Below are 16,020 nucleotides of genomic sequence, written 5' to 3'. Positions count from 1 at the left end.
CAGGGAAAGCTGGCCGAGCGTTTCGTTCCTGTTCCATTCGAATGCGGCGAACAGCGCAACACCGGCGGCCAGGAGGAAAACCGTTCCGTAGATGGTCAGGCGCAGGTGGATGGTCCAGTTTTTGGGTTTGATCTCGCCCCGCGTGAGCTGCAGATGGGCACGATGATCCCGGGGTCTTCAGCGAAACCGATGAGGTTGGTGCTGTAGACGGAGAAGCCCGCGTTATTAAAAGCGGAGATCGCGTGGAAGATCCCGTGCCAGAGGGCGGTAGCCAAGTTCTGGTCGTAGGCAATCCAGAACCGGACGGTCAGTGCCAGGGCTGTTAAGGCTTCGAACGTAAGCATGATCCTGGCTACCCGGACCAGCACAGCACGGACGTCACCGAGGTTCAGGGTGTGGGTTTCAGACTGGGCCACGAGCTGGCCGCGCAGCCCGATGCTCTTGCGGACCAGCAGCGCCAGCAGGGTTGCCAGGGTCATGATGCCAAACCCGCCCACCTGGATGAGTCCGAGGATGATGCCCTGTCCCAGCGGGGTCCAGAACGTTGCCGTGTCCACGGTAATGAGGCCGGTGACGCAGACCGCTGACACTGATGTGAACAGCGCCGGCATGAACCCCTCGGACCCGCCGTCGGTCCGGGCAGCGGGAAGCATCAGCAAAGCGGCGCCGATGATAATGACCAGCAGGAAGGCCAGGGGAACTGCCCTGACTGGGTGTGACATCACCCTGCGGATGATGTTTTCCTTGCGTCCTTCCTTGCCGCCCTTCTTGTGGCCCTCCGCCCGGGCGTCCCGAAGCATTTTCTGGACAGCGGCGATGCTGGACGCGTCGGGCACCCGCGTGGGGGATTCCGACGGCGGAACCTCCTTATGGATGCTCATCCCACGTGGATGCCGGGGCGCCGGTCCGGATCCGGCTCGTTTTCGCGGATGATCTCCCGGACCACCGGGGCGGTGTCGCCGCGGCCCAGGAGCAGGTAGCGCATCAGGTGCGCCAGGGGGTTGCCCTCGGACCATTCGAAGTAGGCATGCGGGCGGACGCCGGTGGCGTCCCGCAGGGCCAGGAGGATTGCGGCGATGGCGTTGGGCGCGGCCGGGCTCTGGGCGCGCAGGACCCGGTGGCCGTCCACTTCCACGCCGTGGACTGCCAGGGTGTCGCTGAACTCGGAGGGGTCGGTGATGGCGATTTCGAGGAAGATGACGTCGGCCGTGCCGGGGACGGGGTTGTTCTCCCGCTGCACGGCTTCCTTGTCCGCGTATTCGGCGCCGTCGCACGCCTGGGGCCGGTTGGCGATGAGGTTGATCCGGCCGTCGTACTCCAGGGTGTCGCTGATGAAGCGGCGCGCGTCGTCGTCGAACTCAATCCTGTCCACGCGGAGTTCGGTGGTGCGGCTGATGCGGGAGACGAGGGAGACGGCCACGATGCCCAGAATGAAGAACCCGGAGATGGTGATGCCGTCCGGCTTCTCAATCACGTTCGCCGCCAGGGCGTAGAGCATCACCACGGTCAGGGCCGTGAAGCCGATGGACGCGCGGCGCTGCTTTTTGCGGATGGCGGAGATGGTCACTGCGATGGCCCCGGACACCATCATCGCCAGGATACCGGTGGCGTAGGCGCCGGCCTGGGCGTTGACGTCCGCGTTGAAGCCGATGGTGATCAGGATGCTGATGGCGGTGTAGACCAGCACCACCGGGCGGACGGCGCGGGACCAGTCCGGGGCCATGCCGTAGGAGGGCAGGTACCGGGGAACGATGTTGATCAGGCCGGCCATCGCGGAGGCGCCGGCGAACCAGAGGATCAAAATGCTGCTGACGTCGTAGACGGAGCCGAAGCCGTTGCCGAGGCGTTCGTGGGCCAGGTATGCCAGTGCGCGGCCGCTGGCTTCGCCGCCGGCTGCAAATTCCTCGGCGGGGATCAGGACGGTGGTGACGAAGCTGCTGCCCAGCAGGTAGACGCTCATGATGAGCGCCGCCGTCGTCAGGAGCTTGCGCGTGTTTTTGATCCGGCTGGCCAGCTTTTCCTCAGGTGTGGTGCCCTTGGCTGCGACCAGGGGCATCATGCTGACGCCGGTTTCGAAGCCGGACAGGCCCAGGACCAGCAGGGGGAAGGCAACCAGGGCAGGCCCGATGACGCCGCTGAGGCCGCCGCCGGAGGAGAGGAGGGCGTCGGTCCAGGAGGCGAGTGCGCCGGGGGTGGCAAAGACGTGGATGATTCCTTCCCCGATAATGATGGCGTTCATCAGCAGGAAGACCGCCACGAGCGGGATGGCGACGGCGACGGCCTCCGAGAAGCCCAGCAGGAACACCCCGCCCAGGATCAGGAGCAGCACCACGGTGATGGCGACGGCCTGCCCTTCCAGGAAGGGCGGCAGGTAGGGGTTTTCGAGCAGGTGCACCGTGGCGTCTGCCGCTGAGAGCGTGATGGTGATGATCCAGGAGGTGGCAACGAAGCCCAGCAGGATCAGCACGAAGATTTTTCCCCGCCAGAACGGCAGGAGCCGCTCGAGCATCGCCACGGACCCCTGGCCGTGGGGACTTTCCTTGGCCACCCGCCGGTACATGGGCAGCATCCCGAGCAGTGTCAGGGCCACGATGAGCAGCGTCGCGAGCGGTGAGAGTGCGCCGGCGGCGAGGGCGGCGATGCCGGGCAGGTAGGACAGTGTGGAGAAGTAGTCCACGCCGGTCAGGCACATGACCTTCCACCAGCTCTGCTGCGTAGCGTGGGCGTCGGAGGTCTCCGGGCCCACGGGCTGGTTCACCCGGTGCTCCAGCAGCCACCTGACCAGAGGGATGCCGGGTACGGCCTCCCGTTCAGGATTGGGAACGGTGGCGGGGATGGTGAAGTGGGCGGAAGCCGTCAAGGTCGTGTCTTTCTGTACTGCCTGACACGGGTACAACGTCCCGTTTTCAGGCGCGACGCTGTGCTGATAACCACCGGAGCGTAGCACCGGGGAAAGCCCGTCAACGTGGCGTTTCCGCGGATCTTAATGCTTTCTTAACGCCGCCCTGGGGCCCTCCTGCAGGGGGCACCCGTGCCACTGCAACAGGCCTGGCGGGCTACTCCTGGAAGCGGTAACCCAGGCCGGTCTCGGTCAGCAGATGCCGTGGATTCGCCGGGTCGGTTTCGAGCTTCCGCCGCAGCTGCGCGAGGTACACCCGCAGGTAGGCGGTCTCGTGGGCGTAGGCGGGTCCCCACACCTGGGTGAGGATTTCTTCGTGGGTGACCAGGGCGCCGGTGTTCCTGGCCAGCAGTTCCAGGATGTTCCATTCCGTGGGGGTAAGCCGGACTGCCACGCCCCGGCGGGTCACCTGCTTGGTGGCCAGGTTGACGGTGAAGCCGGCGGTCTCGATGACGGGAACGTCCCCGGTGGATCCGCGGCGCAGGGCTGCGCGCAGCCGGGCCATCAGTTCGTCCATCCCGAAGGGCTTGGTCACGTAATCGTCGGCGCCCGCGTCGAGGGCCTGGATCTTGTCATCGGAGCCGTGCCGTGCGGACAGGACCACGATGGGGACTTTGTTCCAGCGCCGGAGCCGCCGGATCACTTCGACGCCGTCCAGGTCCGGAAGGCCCAGGTCCAGGATGATGACGTCCACGGGATGCTGCGCCGCCTGCTCCAGTGCGTTCTGTCCGGTGAATGCGGTGACTGTGGAGTAACCCCTGGCGTTCAGGTTGATCTGCAGGGCGCGGAGGATCTGGACCTCGTCGTCAACGATCAGCACTGCTGCCATGAAGTCCTCTCATCCCGGGTTCGGGTGCTACGCCCGTAGAGAGCGGAAGCCGGACCACCATGGTCAGGCCCCCGCCGGGAGTGGGTTCAGCCAGGAGCACCCCGCCCATGGCTTCGGTAAACCCTTTCGCCACGGCCAGGCCCAGGCCGATCCCCGTCCCGGGCGTGGTGTCATCGGCACGCTGGAAAGGCCGGAACATGGCAAGGACCTTGTCCGGAGCGATGCCCGAGCCGTGATCCACGATGCTGAGCTCACTGGCAGGAACATCCCCAATTCTTGCACTGCCCGCGCCGCCCACCGCGCCGGCAATCACGACGTCGGACTCGGGGGCGTACTTCAGCGCGTTCTCCACGAGGTTCGCGATGACCCGTTCCAGCATCCCCGGATCGCCGTCCACCGGAGGCATGTTGTCCGGCAGCAGCACGCGGAGCCGCTCCGAGTCCGTTCCCCGCAGGGCCTCACCCACCACGTCGGCCCAGTAGACGGGGCGGATCAGGGGCGCCACCGAGTCCGCCGTGATTCGGGACATGTCCAGGAGGTTGCTGACCAGGCGGTCCAACCTGTCGGCGCCATGCTCTATGGTGGCCAGCAGTTCTTCCTGCTCCTCCGGCCCGAAGGTGATGGACCTGTCCCGCAGGCTGCTGGAAGCCAGTTTGATCCCGGCCAGGGGCGTGCGCAGGTCATGGGACACGGCCCGCAGGATGGAGGTCCGCATGGTGTTGCCTTCAGCCAGGCGCAGGTTTTCACGCTGGCTCGCGGAGAGCTCCTCGCGCTGGACCATGGCCAGCAGGTGCGCCCCGAAGGCGGCCAGCAACCGCCGTTCGTCTTGGGAGAGTTCCTTTCCGTTCAGCGTGAGCATCCGGTCCCCGTCCAACTGCTCCACCGTGTCTGCCCCGGCCACGTCCGCCGGGCGGGTTTCGCCGGAGAACTCCTGCAGCTCCCAGCCGACTGTCCTGCCGGGCCCGGACTCCTGCCTGGTCCACAGTCCTGCCCCCGCCGCCTGGAAATGCTCCCGCACCTGGTCCAGGAACGCAGGGATGCTGTTCCCTTCCGCCACGGCCCGGCGGCTCAATTCCCCGAGGACAGCCGCTTCCGCGCCGGCGATGTGCGCCTCCTTGCTGAGCTTGGCGGACCGGTCCACCACCAGCGACACAGCCACTGCCACCAGGACGAAGATCAGCAGCGCCAGGACGTTTTCCGGATCGATCACGGTCAGCGAACCCACCGGCCGGACGCTGTAGTAGTTCACGATAAGACCCGCGACGACGGCGGCTGCCACTGCGGGCCACAACCCCCCGAGCAGCGCCACACCAACGATCCCGGTCAGGTGGACCAGCATGTCGGTGGACAGCTGGTTGTGGGGCAGCAGGTCCAGGCCAAACTGCAGGAGCGGGGGAAGCCCCACCGCGAGGGCGAACGCCGGTATCTCCCGGCGCCGCCCCAGCCTGAGAGGCCGCCGTCGCTGTCGGTCGGCGGAGTTGGGGAGGTGGTTGATGAGGTGGACATCGATATTCCCTGCGTCCTGCGTGACGGCGGCTGCCACCCCGCGGCGGGTGCCGAGAAGCGGCCGGCGTGAGGGCGACCCAAGGACAATCTGGGAGGCGTTGATGCTCCTCGCGAAATCCACCAGCGCCACTCCCGCGTCCTGCCCGCCGACGGAATGGACAAATCCTCCCAGCTCAGCCGTCAGCTTGCGCAGCTGTTCCAGGTCCTTGCCCGATTCCGGGCCGCGGCCATCCTTGCTGGTGCGGACATGGACCACATGCAGTTCTCCGCCCGCGGCGGCAGCGAGCATCCTCGCAGCACGGCGGACCAGTACCTGGTCCTGCGCCCTGCCGCCCACCCCCACGACGATTTTCTCCCGGGTGGGCCAGCCCTCCCTCACACGCGCCGAGTCACGGTAGTCCGCCAGCCCGGCGTCGACCCGTTCAGCCAGCCACAACAACGCAAGCTCCCGCAGGGCGGCAAGCGTGCCGACGCGGAAGATGCCGGCCAGGGCGGCATCGGCCTCCTCCCAGGTGCTGTAGATCTTTCCGTCCGCAAGCCGCTGGCGCAGCAACTCAGGTGAGGCATCCACCAGCTCGATCTGGTTGGCGAGCCGCACCACGGCGTCGGGGACAGTAGTCGACTCCTGGACGCCCGTGATCTCCCGGACGGCATCGGACAAGGACTGCAGGTTCCGGATGTCGAGTGTGGAAATGGCATCAATCCCTGCTTCGAGCAGGTGATCGATCTGCTCCCAGCGGCTTACGCCGTCGGCCATTGCAGCGTAGTCGTCAACCAGCACGACGTCGGGCCGGCGGGCAATCAGCGCCTGGTTATCCACATCGGCCAGCGCACTGTCCGGACGCTGCGGACACAGTTCAAGGCCCTTCAGCAGCCCGGCAGTATCGGCACGTCCTCGCGGGGAGACGGCACCAACAACCACATCAAAGCCCTCGCCGGCCAAGCGCCTGCCTTCTTCCAGCATCGCAAACGTCTTGCCCGCCCCGGGCGCAGCCCCCAGAAGGATGCGCAGATTACCTCGTGCCATGGCTCCATTGTTCCCTCCGCCAGGCCACCCCGGCTCCAGGCCCGGAGTTCATCGGCCGGCAGGGCCCATAACTGGCTCAGGACGCCGGGACAATTCCGGTGACGAGTGTGCCGAGGCGGGCAGCTGCTGTCAGCTCAAGGTCAGTCTCCGTGAATCTCAAGTTGTCGCCGCTGATGACCAGGACCCGCCCTGCGCCGGCTGCCTGCAGCCATACGGCGTCAAGGGGGTTCCTGCTGTCCAGTTGCTGGGAACACATCAGGAGTCCGTCAACATGCAGTTGGACTGTTCCACCATCGGCCACGGTGCAGGTGCAGGTGTTCCCGGCAGGGGCAGCCCGCTGAAGGATGTCGGTGTAGCTGGCGCTGAAAGACATCTGGAATCCGTGGTTGAGCAGGACCGAGACCAGCGCCGACGTCTTCTCCCCGCCCGGTTGGCCGATAACAACATTCGGAACCAGAGTGTAGGCCAGCACGGGAATGTCTGCTCCGGGCCCGGCCCCACTCAGGACCAGCCGTGCACCAATGGAGGTCACCTTTTCCACCACACCAAACTCTTCACGCACAGTCAGCCCGGGTTCCTGGCACTGCAGATGGCAGATAACAGGATCGAAGGTGAGGGACGGTGCACCGGCCAGGCTGCGGCCTTCCGTGATGATCACCGACAGGGACAGGACAGCGCCGGGGCCAAGAGGCAGCAGGCACGCCCCGCAGCGGCTGGCCGCAGCCTTGACCGTCTCGATGTAGTGGGCAGTGTCCGTGCCCTTGAAAGCCTTGAGCCGTCCGTCCCAGGCGACATTGCTGATGATGGGCACGTTCCGCAGTCCAATCCGTGACGCGCCCCAGCGACGGACGGCACGAATGGGCTGTTCACGTCGTGGAGCGGGAGACCTGCCGCCGGGCTGGGCATCACATGGGGGCTAGGATGCCTGGCCCGGCGCACTGACCGGAATGAGTTATGGGGGCCAACTCCCCGGCCAGATAACCACAGCTTGAAGCCGCCGCCTTGCGGAAAACCTAGGACGCTGCGGGCGGGAGGCCCCCAAGGAAATCCCAAGCTGCTGACCGGGGCCAGGGCTGGGACGGGAACTGTGGAGGAGCCAGTCCAGTCAGCGGTTGTCCCGCTGCTTTTCGGCCTCTTTCTGTGCCTCTTCCCGCTGTTTTTCGGCTTCCTTTTGTGCCTCTTCGCGTTGTTCCTCGGCTTCCTTTTGTGCCTCTTCCGCCTGCTCCTGCTGGTCCTCGGTCAGCTGTGGGGCAGTTGCGGGGGTTGTGGGCGGCGTTGCCAGGGTTGCTTCCAAATCGCTCCTGATAGTGCCGATGGCAGCCTCGATCCTGCTTCTGCGCTGCTGCGTCATCCGGCCCTGCCCGGCAGCTGTTGCCACCTCTTGGCTCAGTTTCCCAAGCTCGGCCATCGCTGCGGGAAAGTCCTGCTGCGCGGCCCGTTCTTTCGCCGCGGCCACCCGCGTTTGCAGTTGCGCCGCCACGGCGTCGTCGAGATCCGGTTGACCGGAGCAGGACGTCAGGAGCGACATGCCCAGGGCGGCGGTCGCAACACCGGTCAGCAGTTGTCGCAGGGGAGTGCGGTTCATGGCGTGACGCTTTCTTCCAGTTCCTTGAAGTGCTCGCCCAGCTGCCCGGGGATGGCCGGGCCGGGTGTTTGCACCGGTGTGGGTGCCGGCTGCTGGACGGTGGTCAGCAGCACGGCCAGGAGGATCACGACGACGGCGGCCACCGCAGCCAGGACCCACAGCCGGCGGTTTCCCAGGCGTCCCGGTTTTTCCCAGGGGCGCTGCCGTGCCGGCGCCGGCTGGGCGGAAGACGGCGGCGCCGGCGCCGGCTGGGCGGCCGCCGCCTGTGCGGAAGCCGGTGAGCGCGATGGCATGTGCGGGGCCGGCTGCCATGACGTCACGTTGGTTGCCTGGTTCTCTGGCAGGGCCGGGAGCCGGGCGCCCTGCCTGGCGGCCGGGCTGCTGGACCGGGGCATCCCGGCAGCCCCCGCAGCCAGGACTTTGGTGGCCGGGTGGGGTGCTGCCAGGGCGGTTTCCGCCTCATGCGCTTCGCCGGCCGGCAGGGACCAGGCGACGGCGGCGGTGCCCAGCGTGGCTGCAACACTCGCCGCGTCGGGCCGGTCCTGCGGGTTCCGGGCTGTCATGCCGGCAAGCACCGATAACCACTGCGGGCCCAGCGACGCAGGAAGGTGGGGGCCACGGGAGAGCCGGGCCACGGCGGCTTCCAGCGGCGGTCCGGGAAATGCCACCGTCCCGGTGAGAGCCTCCAGCAGCACCAGGCCCAGGGAGTAGATGTCCGCCGGGGGTCCCACCGTGTCGCCGCTGGCCTGTTCCGGACTCAAGTAGGCCGCTGTGCCCGGAACCATATTGGTTGCGGTGACCCGGGCGCCGTCGAGCATTCGCGCGATGCCGAAATCAGCGAGCTTGGGCCGCAGCGGTGCTCCTGCCGCGTAGCGGGTGAGGAGGATGTTGGCCGGCTTCACATCGCGGTGCACCACGCCACGGTGGTGGATGTACTGCAGGGCCTCAGCCAGTTCAGCTCCCAGCCGCGCCGCTTCGGCACCTGCCAGCGGTCCGCTTGCAAGATGCCGGTGTAGATCGGTTCCGGAAACAAGCTCCATCACCAGGAAAGGCACCTCCCGCCGGCCGCGCAGCAACGTCCCCGTGTCGAACAGCGTCACCAGGCCGTGGTGGTTCAGTTGCGCCAGCATCCGGGCCTCTGATTGCTGCCTGGCCAGTTCATCAGCGCCGCTGACGTCATCGCGGAAGATCTTCAGCGCCACGTCCCGATCCAGGACCAAGTCTGTTCCCCGGTAGACGCTTCCCATGCCGCCATGGCCCAGCACTTCGCCCACCCTGTAGCGCTCGCGCAGGATGGTTCCGGCCAAACCGGTGTCCGTCTCTTCGGTCATGTCCGGGCTTTTCGTTTCACCCAGCCCCACGCCGCAGTGGCAACGAACAGCACCAGGCCGATAAGCGCAAGCCACAGCAGGCCTTCGATGATGAAGCCCAGGATCGACAGAACAAGCCAAATGACAAGCAGTGTGATTATTAGTCCCATTCCCGAATACTAGCCGGAAAGGAACGAGCCGGTCCGGTCTAGGAGTTACTGTCCGAAACCGCTGAACTGACGGCCGTGGGGCTGTCGTATTCCTTGTCGGGGATGGCTTCCAGGGCCTGGATCACGTTGTTGTCAGCACCGGAGTCCTTTGCGCTGGACAGCAAGGCTTCACGGCTTGCGGGATAGTCCACGCCACCGAGGAACTTTTGAATCTGGATCGGGTTCGGAGTTTCGGCCATGGTGCCAGTTTCCTTTCTGATCGGTTTTTTATGCCCTCGGCTCGTTCTTATGGGAAAGGGCCGCGAGGACTTCATCGTAGGCTGCACGTTTTGATAGGAAAAGGGTGATTACGGCCGCGCGGAATCTTCCGTCAGCCAAGCAAGCGCTTCATCCTTGGAAGTAAAAAACCGGGTGGGGTGGGCCGGATGGTGCCGTGCCATGTAGAAGCCCGCTATGGCTTCGTCTACGGCCGAGGTTCCGAGGATTGCTGCCCGGGTGAGTGGCCAGGAGGAGGCGAAGGCTTCCTGTGCACGCCGGTCAATCCATGTCATGCCGGTCATTTCAACCAGCAGCGGAAGCGTCCGCCCTGCACTGAGGGTGGTGGCACGTTGCATGAGTGCTTTCGCATCGCTTTCCCTGACCACGGCACCGGGGGCCCACTTCAGGCACAGGATCTGCCCGGAAAGCTCGATGGTGCCGATGATCTCCACGTGCCCTTGATCTTCCACGGCCTCTCCTAAAGACCCGTTTTCGCCTGACGGCCAATGCAGCCGCAGCAACCCATTTTGGTGCGGTGCGGTGAACGAATCCATGGCTCTACTGTGCTGGTAATTGTGGAAAAGCGCTAACCATGGCCCGGCGGACACATCCACAGACATCGTTCCCGCACCGTTAACCTTCCTGCCACCCCGCCCTCCTACTGTTCCCGGGAACCGGAATCAACAAGAGGGAACGCAATGTGCACCGAAGATAGGGAATCAACCACAGCCAGCCGCAGCAAGAACCTGGCCGACGCCGAGCTGGAGACCATGGGATTGAGGCGCCGGCGGATCCTGCAATCTGCAGGCATTCTGGCTGCAGGCACGGCAGCCTCAGCGGCCATTGCAGGGCCCGCCGCGGCCAATCCTAGCGGTAACGATCCACAGCTGGAATGGCTCGTGGGGGACCACCACGTTCACACCCAGTACAGCCACGATGCCAAGTACCTGATCAAGCAGCTGCTCGACGCAGCGGAATCATATGGTGTGGACTGGCTGGCGCTGACGGAGCACAGCAACTTCGGCCACGCCAACAACGGCGGCGCAGCAAACTCGAACAAAGAGATCCGGGCGCAGCGTGCTGCGCGTTCGGACCTGCTGATCTTTCAGGGTCTCGAGTGGTACATTCCGGGTGCCGAGCACGCCTCCGTGCTGGTGGCTCCGGGACCCAACGAGGTGAACCTGTTGAGGACTTTCGAACTTGTCTGGGACGGCAAGCTGAACCAATGGGAGAAGCCAGCCCCGGGAACCGCGCAGGTGGAAACGTTCGAACGGAAAGCAGTGGAAGCCATCGCCTGGCTGGCGGAACAGCGCCGCTCCGGCTACATTGACGACGTCGTGGCCCTGGCCAACCACCCCATGCGCCTGGGCATCGACTCGCCGCACGAGCTGCGCGCTTGGCGTGATGCCGCACGTGAGGTGATGATCGGCATGGAAGGTGCGCCAGGAGCGCAGGGCTCCGGGGTCAGCCAGTTCGCCAGGGCGGGGGACCAGCGCGGCGAGTACACCAACAACCCCACCCAGTACAGCTTCCCGGGATACCCCGCGGACGCCTTCCGTCCCTACGGCGGCTTCGACTGGGCCACGGCCACCGTCGGCGGTGTGTGGGACTCCATGCTGGCCGAGGGACTTCCGTTCTGGATCACCGCGAACTCGGACAACCACCTCGCGGTCAAGGACACCTGGAAGACCGGCCCCTACCCGGCCGAGGAGCCCTACCTGAGCCTGCCCAATGAATTCGACCGCTGGTCCGTCACCGGCAAGCGGCCGGATCCGTACGAAACGGGCGAAAAGCAGGGCGGCAGCGATTACTGGCCCGGGCAGTTCAGCCGCCTGCACACGGGCGTCACCGAGCGTTCCTACAAGGGCGTGCTGGACGCCATGCGGCAGGGACGGATGTGGGTGGACCACGGACACCTGCTGCAGGGCCTGGAGGTGCGGGTGCGTGAGGCGCACGGCAACGGCAACGGACGCAACGGTGTCACGTTGGGTTCGCGGCTCAGCATAAGGCGCGGCGCCGACGTCGAAATCTCCATCACCATTACGACGACGGACTACCGCAACTTCGCGGGCGTCCTCCCCCAACTGGCCCACGTGGATGTCATTGGCGGTCCTGTTACCGGCCCAGTGGCAGACCGCGAAACCCTGCGAGCTCCGGAAACCACCGTCTGGAAGCAGATTGACGTGTCCGGCCGTACCGGCACGTTCACCATTAGCCACTTGCTCAAGGACGTGCAGGAATCCTGCTACTTCCGCCTTCGCGGCAGCGACGGCAACCGGCATGGTGCGGGCTACTACGGAACTGACGTGGATCCGGCAGGTCCCCTCCGCCACGGCAACAACCTCGGCGATGCCGATCCGTGGGCAGACACGTGGTTTTACGCCAACCCGGTTTTCATCGACGTGGCCTGAGCACCGCGGCTAACAGGTGGTCTCGCCCTCGCCCTTTTGGGCGAGCCGCTGGCGCTGCCATTGATGCACGTCCGGCAGCCAATCCAACGGGGCCGATGGACCCACCCGCGGGTCGTTGGGAACGCCGCCGTCGTGCAGGCACTGCACATACGCTCGATCCTGGGCGATGCGTTCTCGTAGTTGCCCGGCTCGGCCCACTGAGCCGTGGCCGGGGATGACGGCCGTAACGGCATCGGCCACGCTCTCGAACAGCAGCAACGCGGCGAGGTAGTCGTCGACTGTATTCTCCGCCTCCATGTCGAGGAACGGCATCAGGATGTCAGAAAGCATGTCGCCGGCGACGAGGACGCCGCGATCTTCGATCAACAGCGCTGCATTGCCTGGGGCATGGGCCTGATGCTCGATGATCCGGATTCCGGGGCCATCCCATGGAATCTGCGCAGCTTCGGGGGGCAGACCGGTAATAAGACCAAGCAGGTCCATCGGGATCTCCTCGGCGTACTCCGGAGGGAGCCCCTCGGCTATGCGGTCCTTCCAGTCCGCGTTTGCAGCACATCCTGGATAGAGGCCGCGCACCGGGCTGTTCCGTAACGGGGCGCGTCGCCGTAGTTCGCGTGCACGGTAAGACCTGGCGGTTGAGGTTGCAATCGCCGGGGATTTGATCGCTCTTGGCAGCATTCTGTGCTCGCGTGGTGTCCCCTTCCGGGTGGGTGCTAATCACCGGTTCCTGCCGGTCGCGGTCCGGGCTGGCCGTCGGCCTCGGAGACGCCGTCCCCTAGGCTTAGGACGAGAAGCACCTGAGCAGGGCCTTTTGCCTGGTGCAGTTTGTCGAAATCAGCTTTTTGGGGGAAGTTATGCGGGTAAGGCTGGGACTCATTGGAATTGCTGCTGCCATAGCGCTGGCTGGCTGCGCTAGCGGGGCAACCGCCCCGCCCAACGTCACGCCGCCAGCGGCGGCCGAGGTTGAACGCCCCACAACCGTGGGCGGGTACGAGGGTTGGTGGAACGCAACCCCCTTGTCCGGTGACGCCTCAGGGCTCCCTGAGGAGACCGTGGCGGTAAACACCAGGACCGGGGAAGTTGTCGATGCTTTCACCCGCTCGTTGAACGACGCGGGCAAAGTCACCAGCGTCGCTGATGTTGACTACACCGTTGTTCCCGACCCCGCCTGGCCCGCGGACTCTGTGGTCATCATTGAGACAGCATCAGGTGAGGTCATAGAAAGCTTCCCGGTGAACCAGAACGGGGAGCCCATCTACGGCGCCACCGGCAACTCAAACCGGGAGAGGCCCCACGGGGCCAATCCTTAAGGCCGGCGGTAACCGCAGTAGCTGGATCGCTGCGGTCTAAAGGCCCGGCTTGTTGATGGGCTTGTCCAACGCGAGGCTTATGGTCTGTCCGGGTACTAATTCGACAGTTGGCAGGTCAACAAACTCGTACCAGGTTCCGCCTGTGCCGGTGGTCGGGCGGTTGGCTGCTCGCAGGTCGGTGATGCTGAATCGGAACGAGATTTGGCGCTCTGTGTCGCCGGGGGCTGTGGTGTACGTGAGTGGAATCCCTTCAGCATCGGCAGTGAACGTGCCCTGCGCACCCTCGATCTTGAGTTCGCCGGGTATCAACCGCACTTTGCGTCCTGCAGGGATTGGCTCGTTGGCCTCGAGTGACGGGTTGTAAAGCAGGATCTGTTCGGTAGTGGAGCGGAATTTGTATCCGAGGCTGTCGAAAGAGTCACCGTCCACCGTGGTGTAGTAGATGGCCTGGCCGAACGAGTTGGTGACTGTTGTTCCCTTGCCTGATCGGCTGTCCACGGGGTTTTTCTGGAGCTGGATAACGTGTTCGGCCTGGATGAAGTAGGTGCCGCCTTTTTCGTAGGTGAAGGGGACCTTGTTGGCTTCGGCTAATTGCTCCGGGGTTAGGTTGAACCGGTACGTAATGCCACTCAGGGTGTCACCGGTTTCTATCTTGTAACTGGTTGGGATGCCGTTCGCGTCAACTGTGGCAACGCCCTTTGCCCCAATTATCGGTTCAGCGGGAATCAACCGGAGTTTTGTGCCCGGACTCATGGGTGAATTTCGCTGGAGTCCGTTGAATTCGGCGACCTTTGCCTCTGAGAGGTTGTAGGCGGCAGCCACGCTGGCGAGGGTGTCGCCGGAGACCGTGGTGTAGTAATCCACGTTGCCGAACGAGTCGGCCACCGCTTCCCCGCGCAGGGAAGGCTTTCCATTGCTGGCCGTTGTCACTTCCGGTGCGGCGGTGGCCGAGGGTGCTGGGACTGGAGGCTCAGTTTGCGTGCATCCGGCCAGCCCCATCGCTAGCAGTGCAATGGAGGCAGCTGCCCACCGGGCCAGCCCTCCGTGCTTCCGAGCAACTGCAGTACCTTCGTTTTCCATACATCCCCCAAAAAAGCCCGGTGCAACCGGGAGCAAAGTCCTTCAGACCAATCCTGAGCATAAGACCTGACGCATCGAAAGTGGATTTCCGAGCCGCCAAGGTCCAGGGGAGGGGTGCATGGGCAGGAACGTACGACGGCGGCGCTCGCCTCCTGCGGGAGGTGATGGCGCGTTGGGGAAAGGCTGCGGGAGGTGATGGGGCGTTCCGGAAAAACGTGCGGGAGGTGGTGGCGCGTTTGGGAAAAGGGTGCGGGAGGTGGTGGCGCGTTTGGGAAAAGGGTGCGGGAGGTGGTGGCGCGTTGGGGGAAAGGGTGCGGGAGGTGGTGGCGCGTTGGGGGAAAGGCTGCGGGAGGTGGTGGCGCGTTGGGGGAAAGGCTGCGGGAGGTGATGGGGCGTTCCGGAAAAACGTGCGGGAGGTGATGACGCGTTGGGGGAAAGGGTGCGGGAGGTGGTGGCGCGTCGCAGGGGAGGGGTACCACGCTTGACGGTCAGGAACGCTTCCGCATATCCTGAACGAACGGTCGGTAAATAATTCGGCACGTCCCGAAGGTCTTTGCATAGGAGCAACCATGGCAGCGCAGAACTTGCAGTCAGTGCCAGCTGAGCTATCCCCGGAGGAGTTCTCGGCGGAAGAAGCGGCAGGCAAGGCCAACTTTGACCGGGTCATGGCCGAGGATTCCCGCATCGAGCCAAAAGACTGGATGCCGGCGCCGTACCGCAAGACGCTGCTGCGCCAGATCTCCCAGCACGCGCACTCCGAGATCATCGGCATGCAGCCGGAGGCCAACTGGATTTCCCGCGCCCCCAGCCTGAAGCGCAAGGCCATTCTCATGGCCAAGGTCCAGGACGAGGCCGGCCACGGGCTGTACCTTTACTCCGCAGCCGAAACCCTTGGCCAAACAAGGGACAAGATGATGGAAGACCTCATCGCCGGCAAGGCAAGGTACTCGAGCATCTTCAACTACCCGGCGCTCACTTGGGCGGACATGGGTGCCATCGGCTGGCTGGTGGACGGCGCCGCCATCTGCAACCAGGTCCCGCTCTGCCGCGCCTCCTACGGCCCCTACGGCCGCGCCATGGTCCGCATTTGCAAGGAGGAGTCCTTCCACCAGCGCCAGGGCTTCGAGATCCTCCTCGAACTCTCCAACGGCACCCCTGAGCAGAAGCAGATGGCCCAGGACGCCGTGAACCGCTGGTACGCCCCGTCCCTGATGATGTTCGGCCCGCCGGACGACGATTCGCCCAACTCCAAGCAGTCCATGGCCTGGAACATCAAGCGCTTCAGCAACGACGAGCTGCGCAGCCGCTTCGTGGGCATGATGGTGGAGCAGGTCAGGGTCCTGGGCCTCACCCTCCCGGATGACCAGATCCGCTACAACGAGGACACCAGGAAGTGGGAACACGGCCCGCTCGATTGGCACGAGTTCCAGGAAGTCCTGGCCGGCCGCGGCCCCTGCAACTCCCAGCGTTTGGAACGCCGCAGGGAAGCGCACGACGACGGCGCCTGGGTCCGCGAGGCAGCTTCCGCTTACGCGGACAAACAGCGGGCAAAAGAGTCAATGAAGACGAAGGAATACGCAGCATGAGCCCCCACGGCAACCCGGAAGTCCCCGCAAGTTCGGCCAGTGAAGTAAT

Annotated in this window: 15 protein-coding genes; 3 read left to right on the top strand and 12 right to left on the bottom strand. The window is 65.0% G+C overall.

Annotated elements, in window-relative coordinates; translation table 11 throughout:
- Positions 1 to 95 precede the first annotated feature (95 nt).
- The 10 genes from AC5RV1_RS17275 to AC5RV1_RS17230 form a co-directional block, all read right to left on the bottom strand.
- Positions 96 to 881, bottom strand: coding sequence for a potassium transporter TrkG (locus tag AC5RV1_RS17275; protein ID WP_493995401.1), 786 nt, complete (start codon positions 879 to 881; stop codon positions 96 to 98).
- Positions 878 to 2,860, bottom strand: a complete 1,983-nt coding sequence (locus AC5RV1_RS17270; RefSeq protein WP_493995400.1) for an APC family permease — start codon at positions 2,858 to 2,860, stop codon at positions 878 to 880. Before AC5RV1_RS17270 ends, AC5RV1_RS17275 begins: the two co-directional genes overlap by 4 nt.
- 196 nt (positions 2,861 to 3,056) lie before the next feature.
- A complete protein-coding gene (locus AC5RV1_RS17265) occupies positions 3,057 to 3,728 on the bottom strand; it encodes a response regulator (RefSeq protein WP_461187602.1) in 672 nt (223 codons plus the stop codon).
- The gene (locus AC5RV1_RS17260) at positions 3,706 to 6,261 is read right to left on the bottom strand and encodes a DUF4118 domain-containing protein (RefSeq protein WP_493995399.1); all 2,556 of its coding nucleotides are present in this window, start codon (positions 6,259 to 6,261) and stop codon (positions 3,706 to 3,708) included. The genes AC5RV1_RS17265 and AC5RV1_RS17260 overlap by 23 nt, the downstream gene beginning before the upstream one ends.
- 76 nt (positions 6,262 to 6,337) lie before the next feature.
- Positions 6,338 to 7,072: a hypothetical protein gene (locus tag AC5RV1_RS17255; RefSeq protein WP_493947019.1), complete on the bottom strand. Its 735-nt coding sequence runs from the start codon at positions 7,070 to 7,072 to the stop codon at positions 6,338 to 6,340.
- A gap of 294 nt (positions 7,073 to 7,366) precedes the next feature.
- Complete coding sequence (locus tag AC5RV1_RS17250) at positions 7,367 to 7,846, bottom strand: phage regulatory CII family protein (protein WP_493995398.1); 480 nt, start codon at positions 7,844 to 7,846, stop codon at positions 7,367 to 7,369.
- Positions 7,843 to 9,177 carry a serine/threonine-protein kinase gene (locus AC5RV1_RS17245; RefSeq protein ID WP_493995397.1) on the bottom strand — a complete coding sequence of 445 codons (1,335 nt, stop codon included), beginning with the start codon at positions 9,175 to 9,177 and terminating at the stop codon, positions 7,843 to 7,845. Before AC5RV1_RS17245 ends, AC5RV1_RS17250 begins: the two co-directional genes overlap by 4 nt.
- A complete protein-coding gene (locus AC5RV1_RS17240; RefSeq protein WP_493947016.1) occupies positions 9,174 to 9,326 on the bottom strand; it encodes an LPXTG cell wall anchor domain-containing protein in 153 nt (50 codons plus the stop codon). The genes AC5RV1_RS17245 and AC5RV1_RS17240 overlap by 4 nt, the downstream gene beginning before the upstream one ends.
- A 38-nt stretch (positions 9,327 to 9,364) precedes the next feature.
- Entirely contained in the window at positions 9,365 to 9,565 is a 201-nt protein-coding gene (locus tag AC5RV1_RS17235) for a DUF2795 domain-containing protein (protein ID WP_493947015.1), read from the bottom strand.
- Between the two features lie 108 nt (positions 9,566 to 9,673).
- A complete protein-coding gene (locus AC5RV1_RS17230) occupies positions 9,674 to 10,054 on the bottom strand; it encodes a DUF7793 family protein (RefSeq protein WP_493995396.1) in 381 nt (126 codons plus the stop codon).
- Positions 10,055 to 10,282: 228 nt separating this feature from the next.
- On the opposite strand from AC5RV1_RS17230, the gene AC5RV1_RS17225 reads away from it, so the two are divergent.
- Positions 10,283 to 11,995: a PHP domain-containing protein gene (locus AC5RV1_RS17225; protein ID WP_493995395.1), complete on the top strand. Its 1,713-nt coding sequence runs from the start codon at positions 10,283 to 10,285 to the stop codon at positions 11,993 to 11,995.
- Positions 11,996 to 12,004: 9 nt separating this feature from the next.
- Here the strand turns inward: AC5RV1_RS17225 and AC5RV1_RS17220 are convergent, their stop codons facing one another.
- Positions 12,005 to 12,478, bottom strand: coding sequence for an MBL fold metallo-hydrolase (locus AC5RV1_RS17220; protein ID WP_493995394.1), 474 nt, complete (start codon positions 12,476 to 12,478; stop codon positions 12,005 to 12,007).
- A 335-nt stretch (positions 12,479 to 12,813) separates the two neighbouring features.
- On the opposite strand from AC5RV1_RS17220, the gene AC5RV1_RS17215 reads away from it, so the two are divergent.
- Entirely contained in the window at positions 12,814 to 13,305 is a 492-nt protein-coding gene (locus AC5RV1_RS17215) for a hypothetical protein (RefSeq protein ID WP_493995393.1), read from the top strand.
- A 36-nt stretch (positions 13,306 to 13,341) separates the two neighbouring features.
- Here AC5RV1_RS17215 and AC5RV1_RS17210 read toward each other — a convergent pair whose 3' ends face one another.
- Positions 13,342 to 14,235: a muramidase family protein gene (locus AC5RV1_RS17210; RefSeq protein ID WP_493995392.1), complete on the bottom strand. Its 894-nt coding sequence runs from the start codon at positions 14,233 to 14,235 to the stop codon at positions 13,342 to 13,344.
- 719 nt (positions 14,236 to 14,954) lie between these two features.
- On the opposite strand from AC5RV1_RS17210, the gene paaA reads away from it, so the two are divergent.
- Positions 14,955 to 15,971, top strand: coding sequence for a 1,2-phenylacetyl-CoA epoxidase subunit PaaA (gene paaA / locus AC5RV1_RS17205; protein WP_493995391.1), 1,017 nt, complete (start codon positions 14,955 to 14,957; stop codon positions 15,969 to 15,971).
- Positions 15,972 to 16,020 lie beyond the last annotated feature (49 nt).

This window comes from Arthrobacter sp. Hb9-2 (genome assembly GCF_059091165.1).
This window is presented reverse-complemented; position numbering and strand designations above follow the sequence as displayed.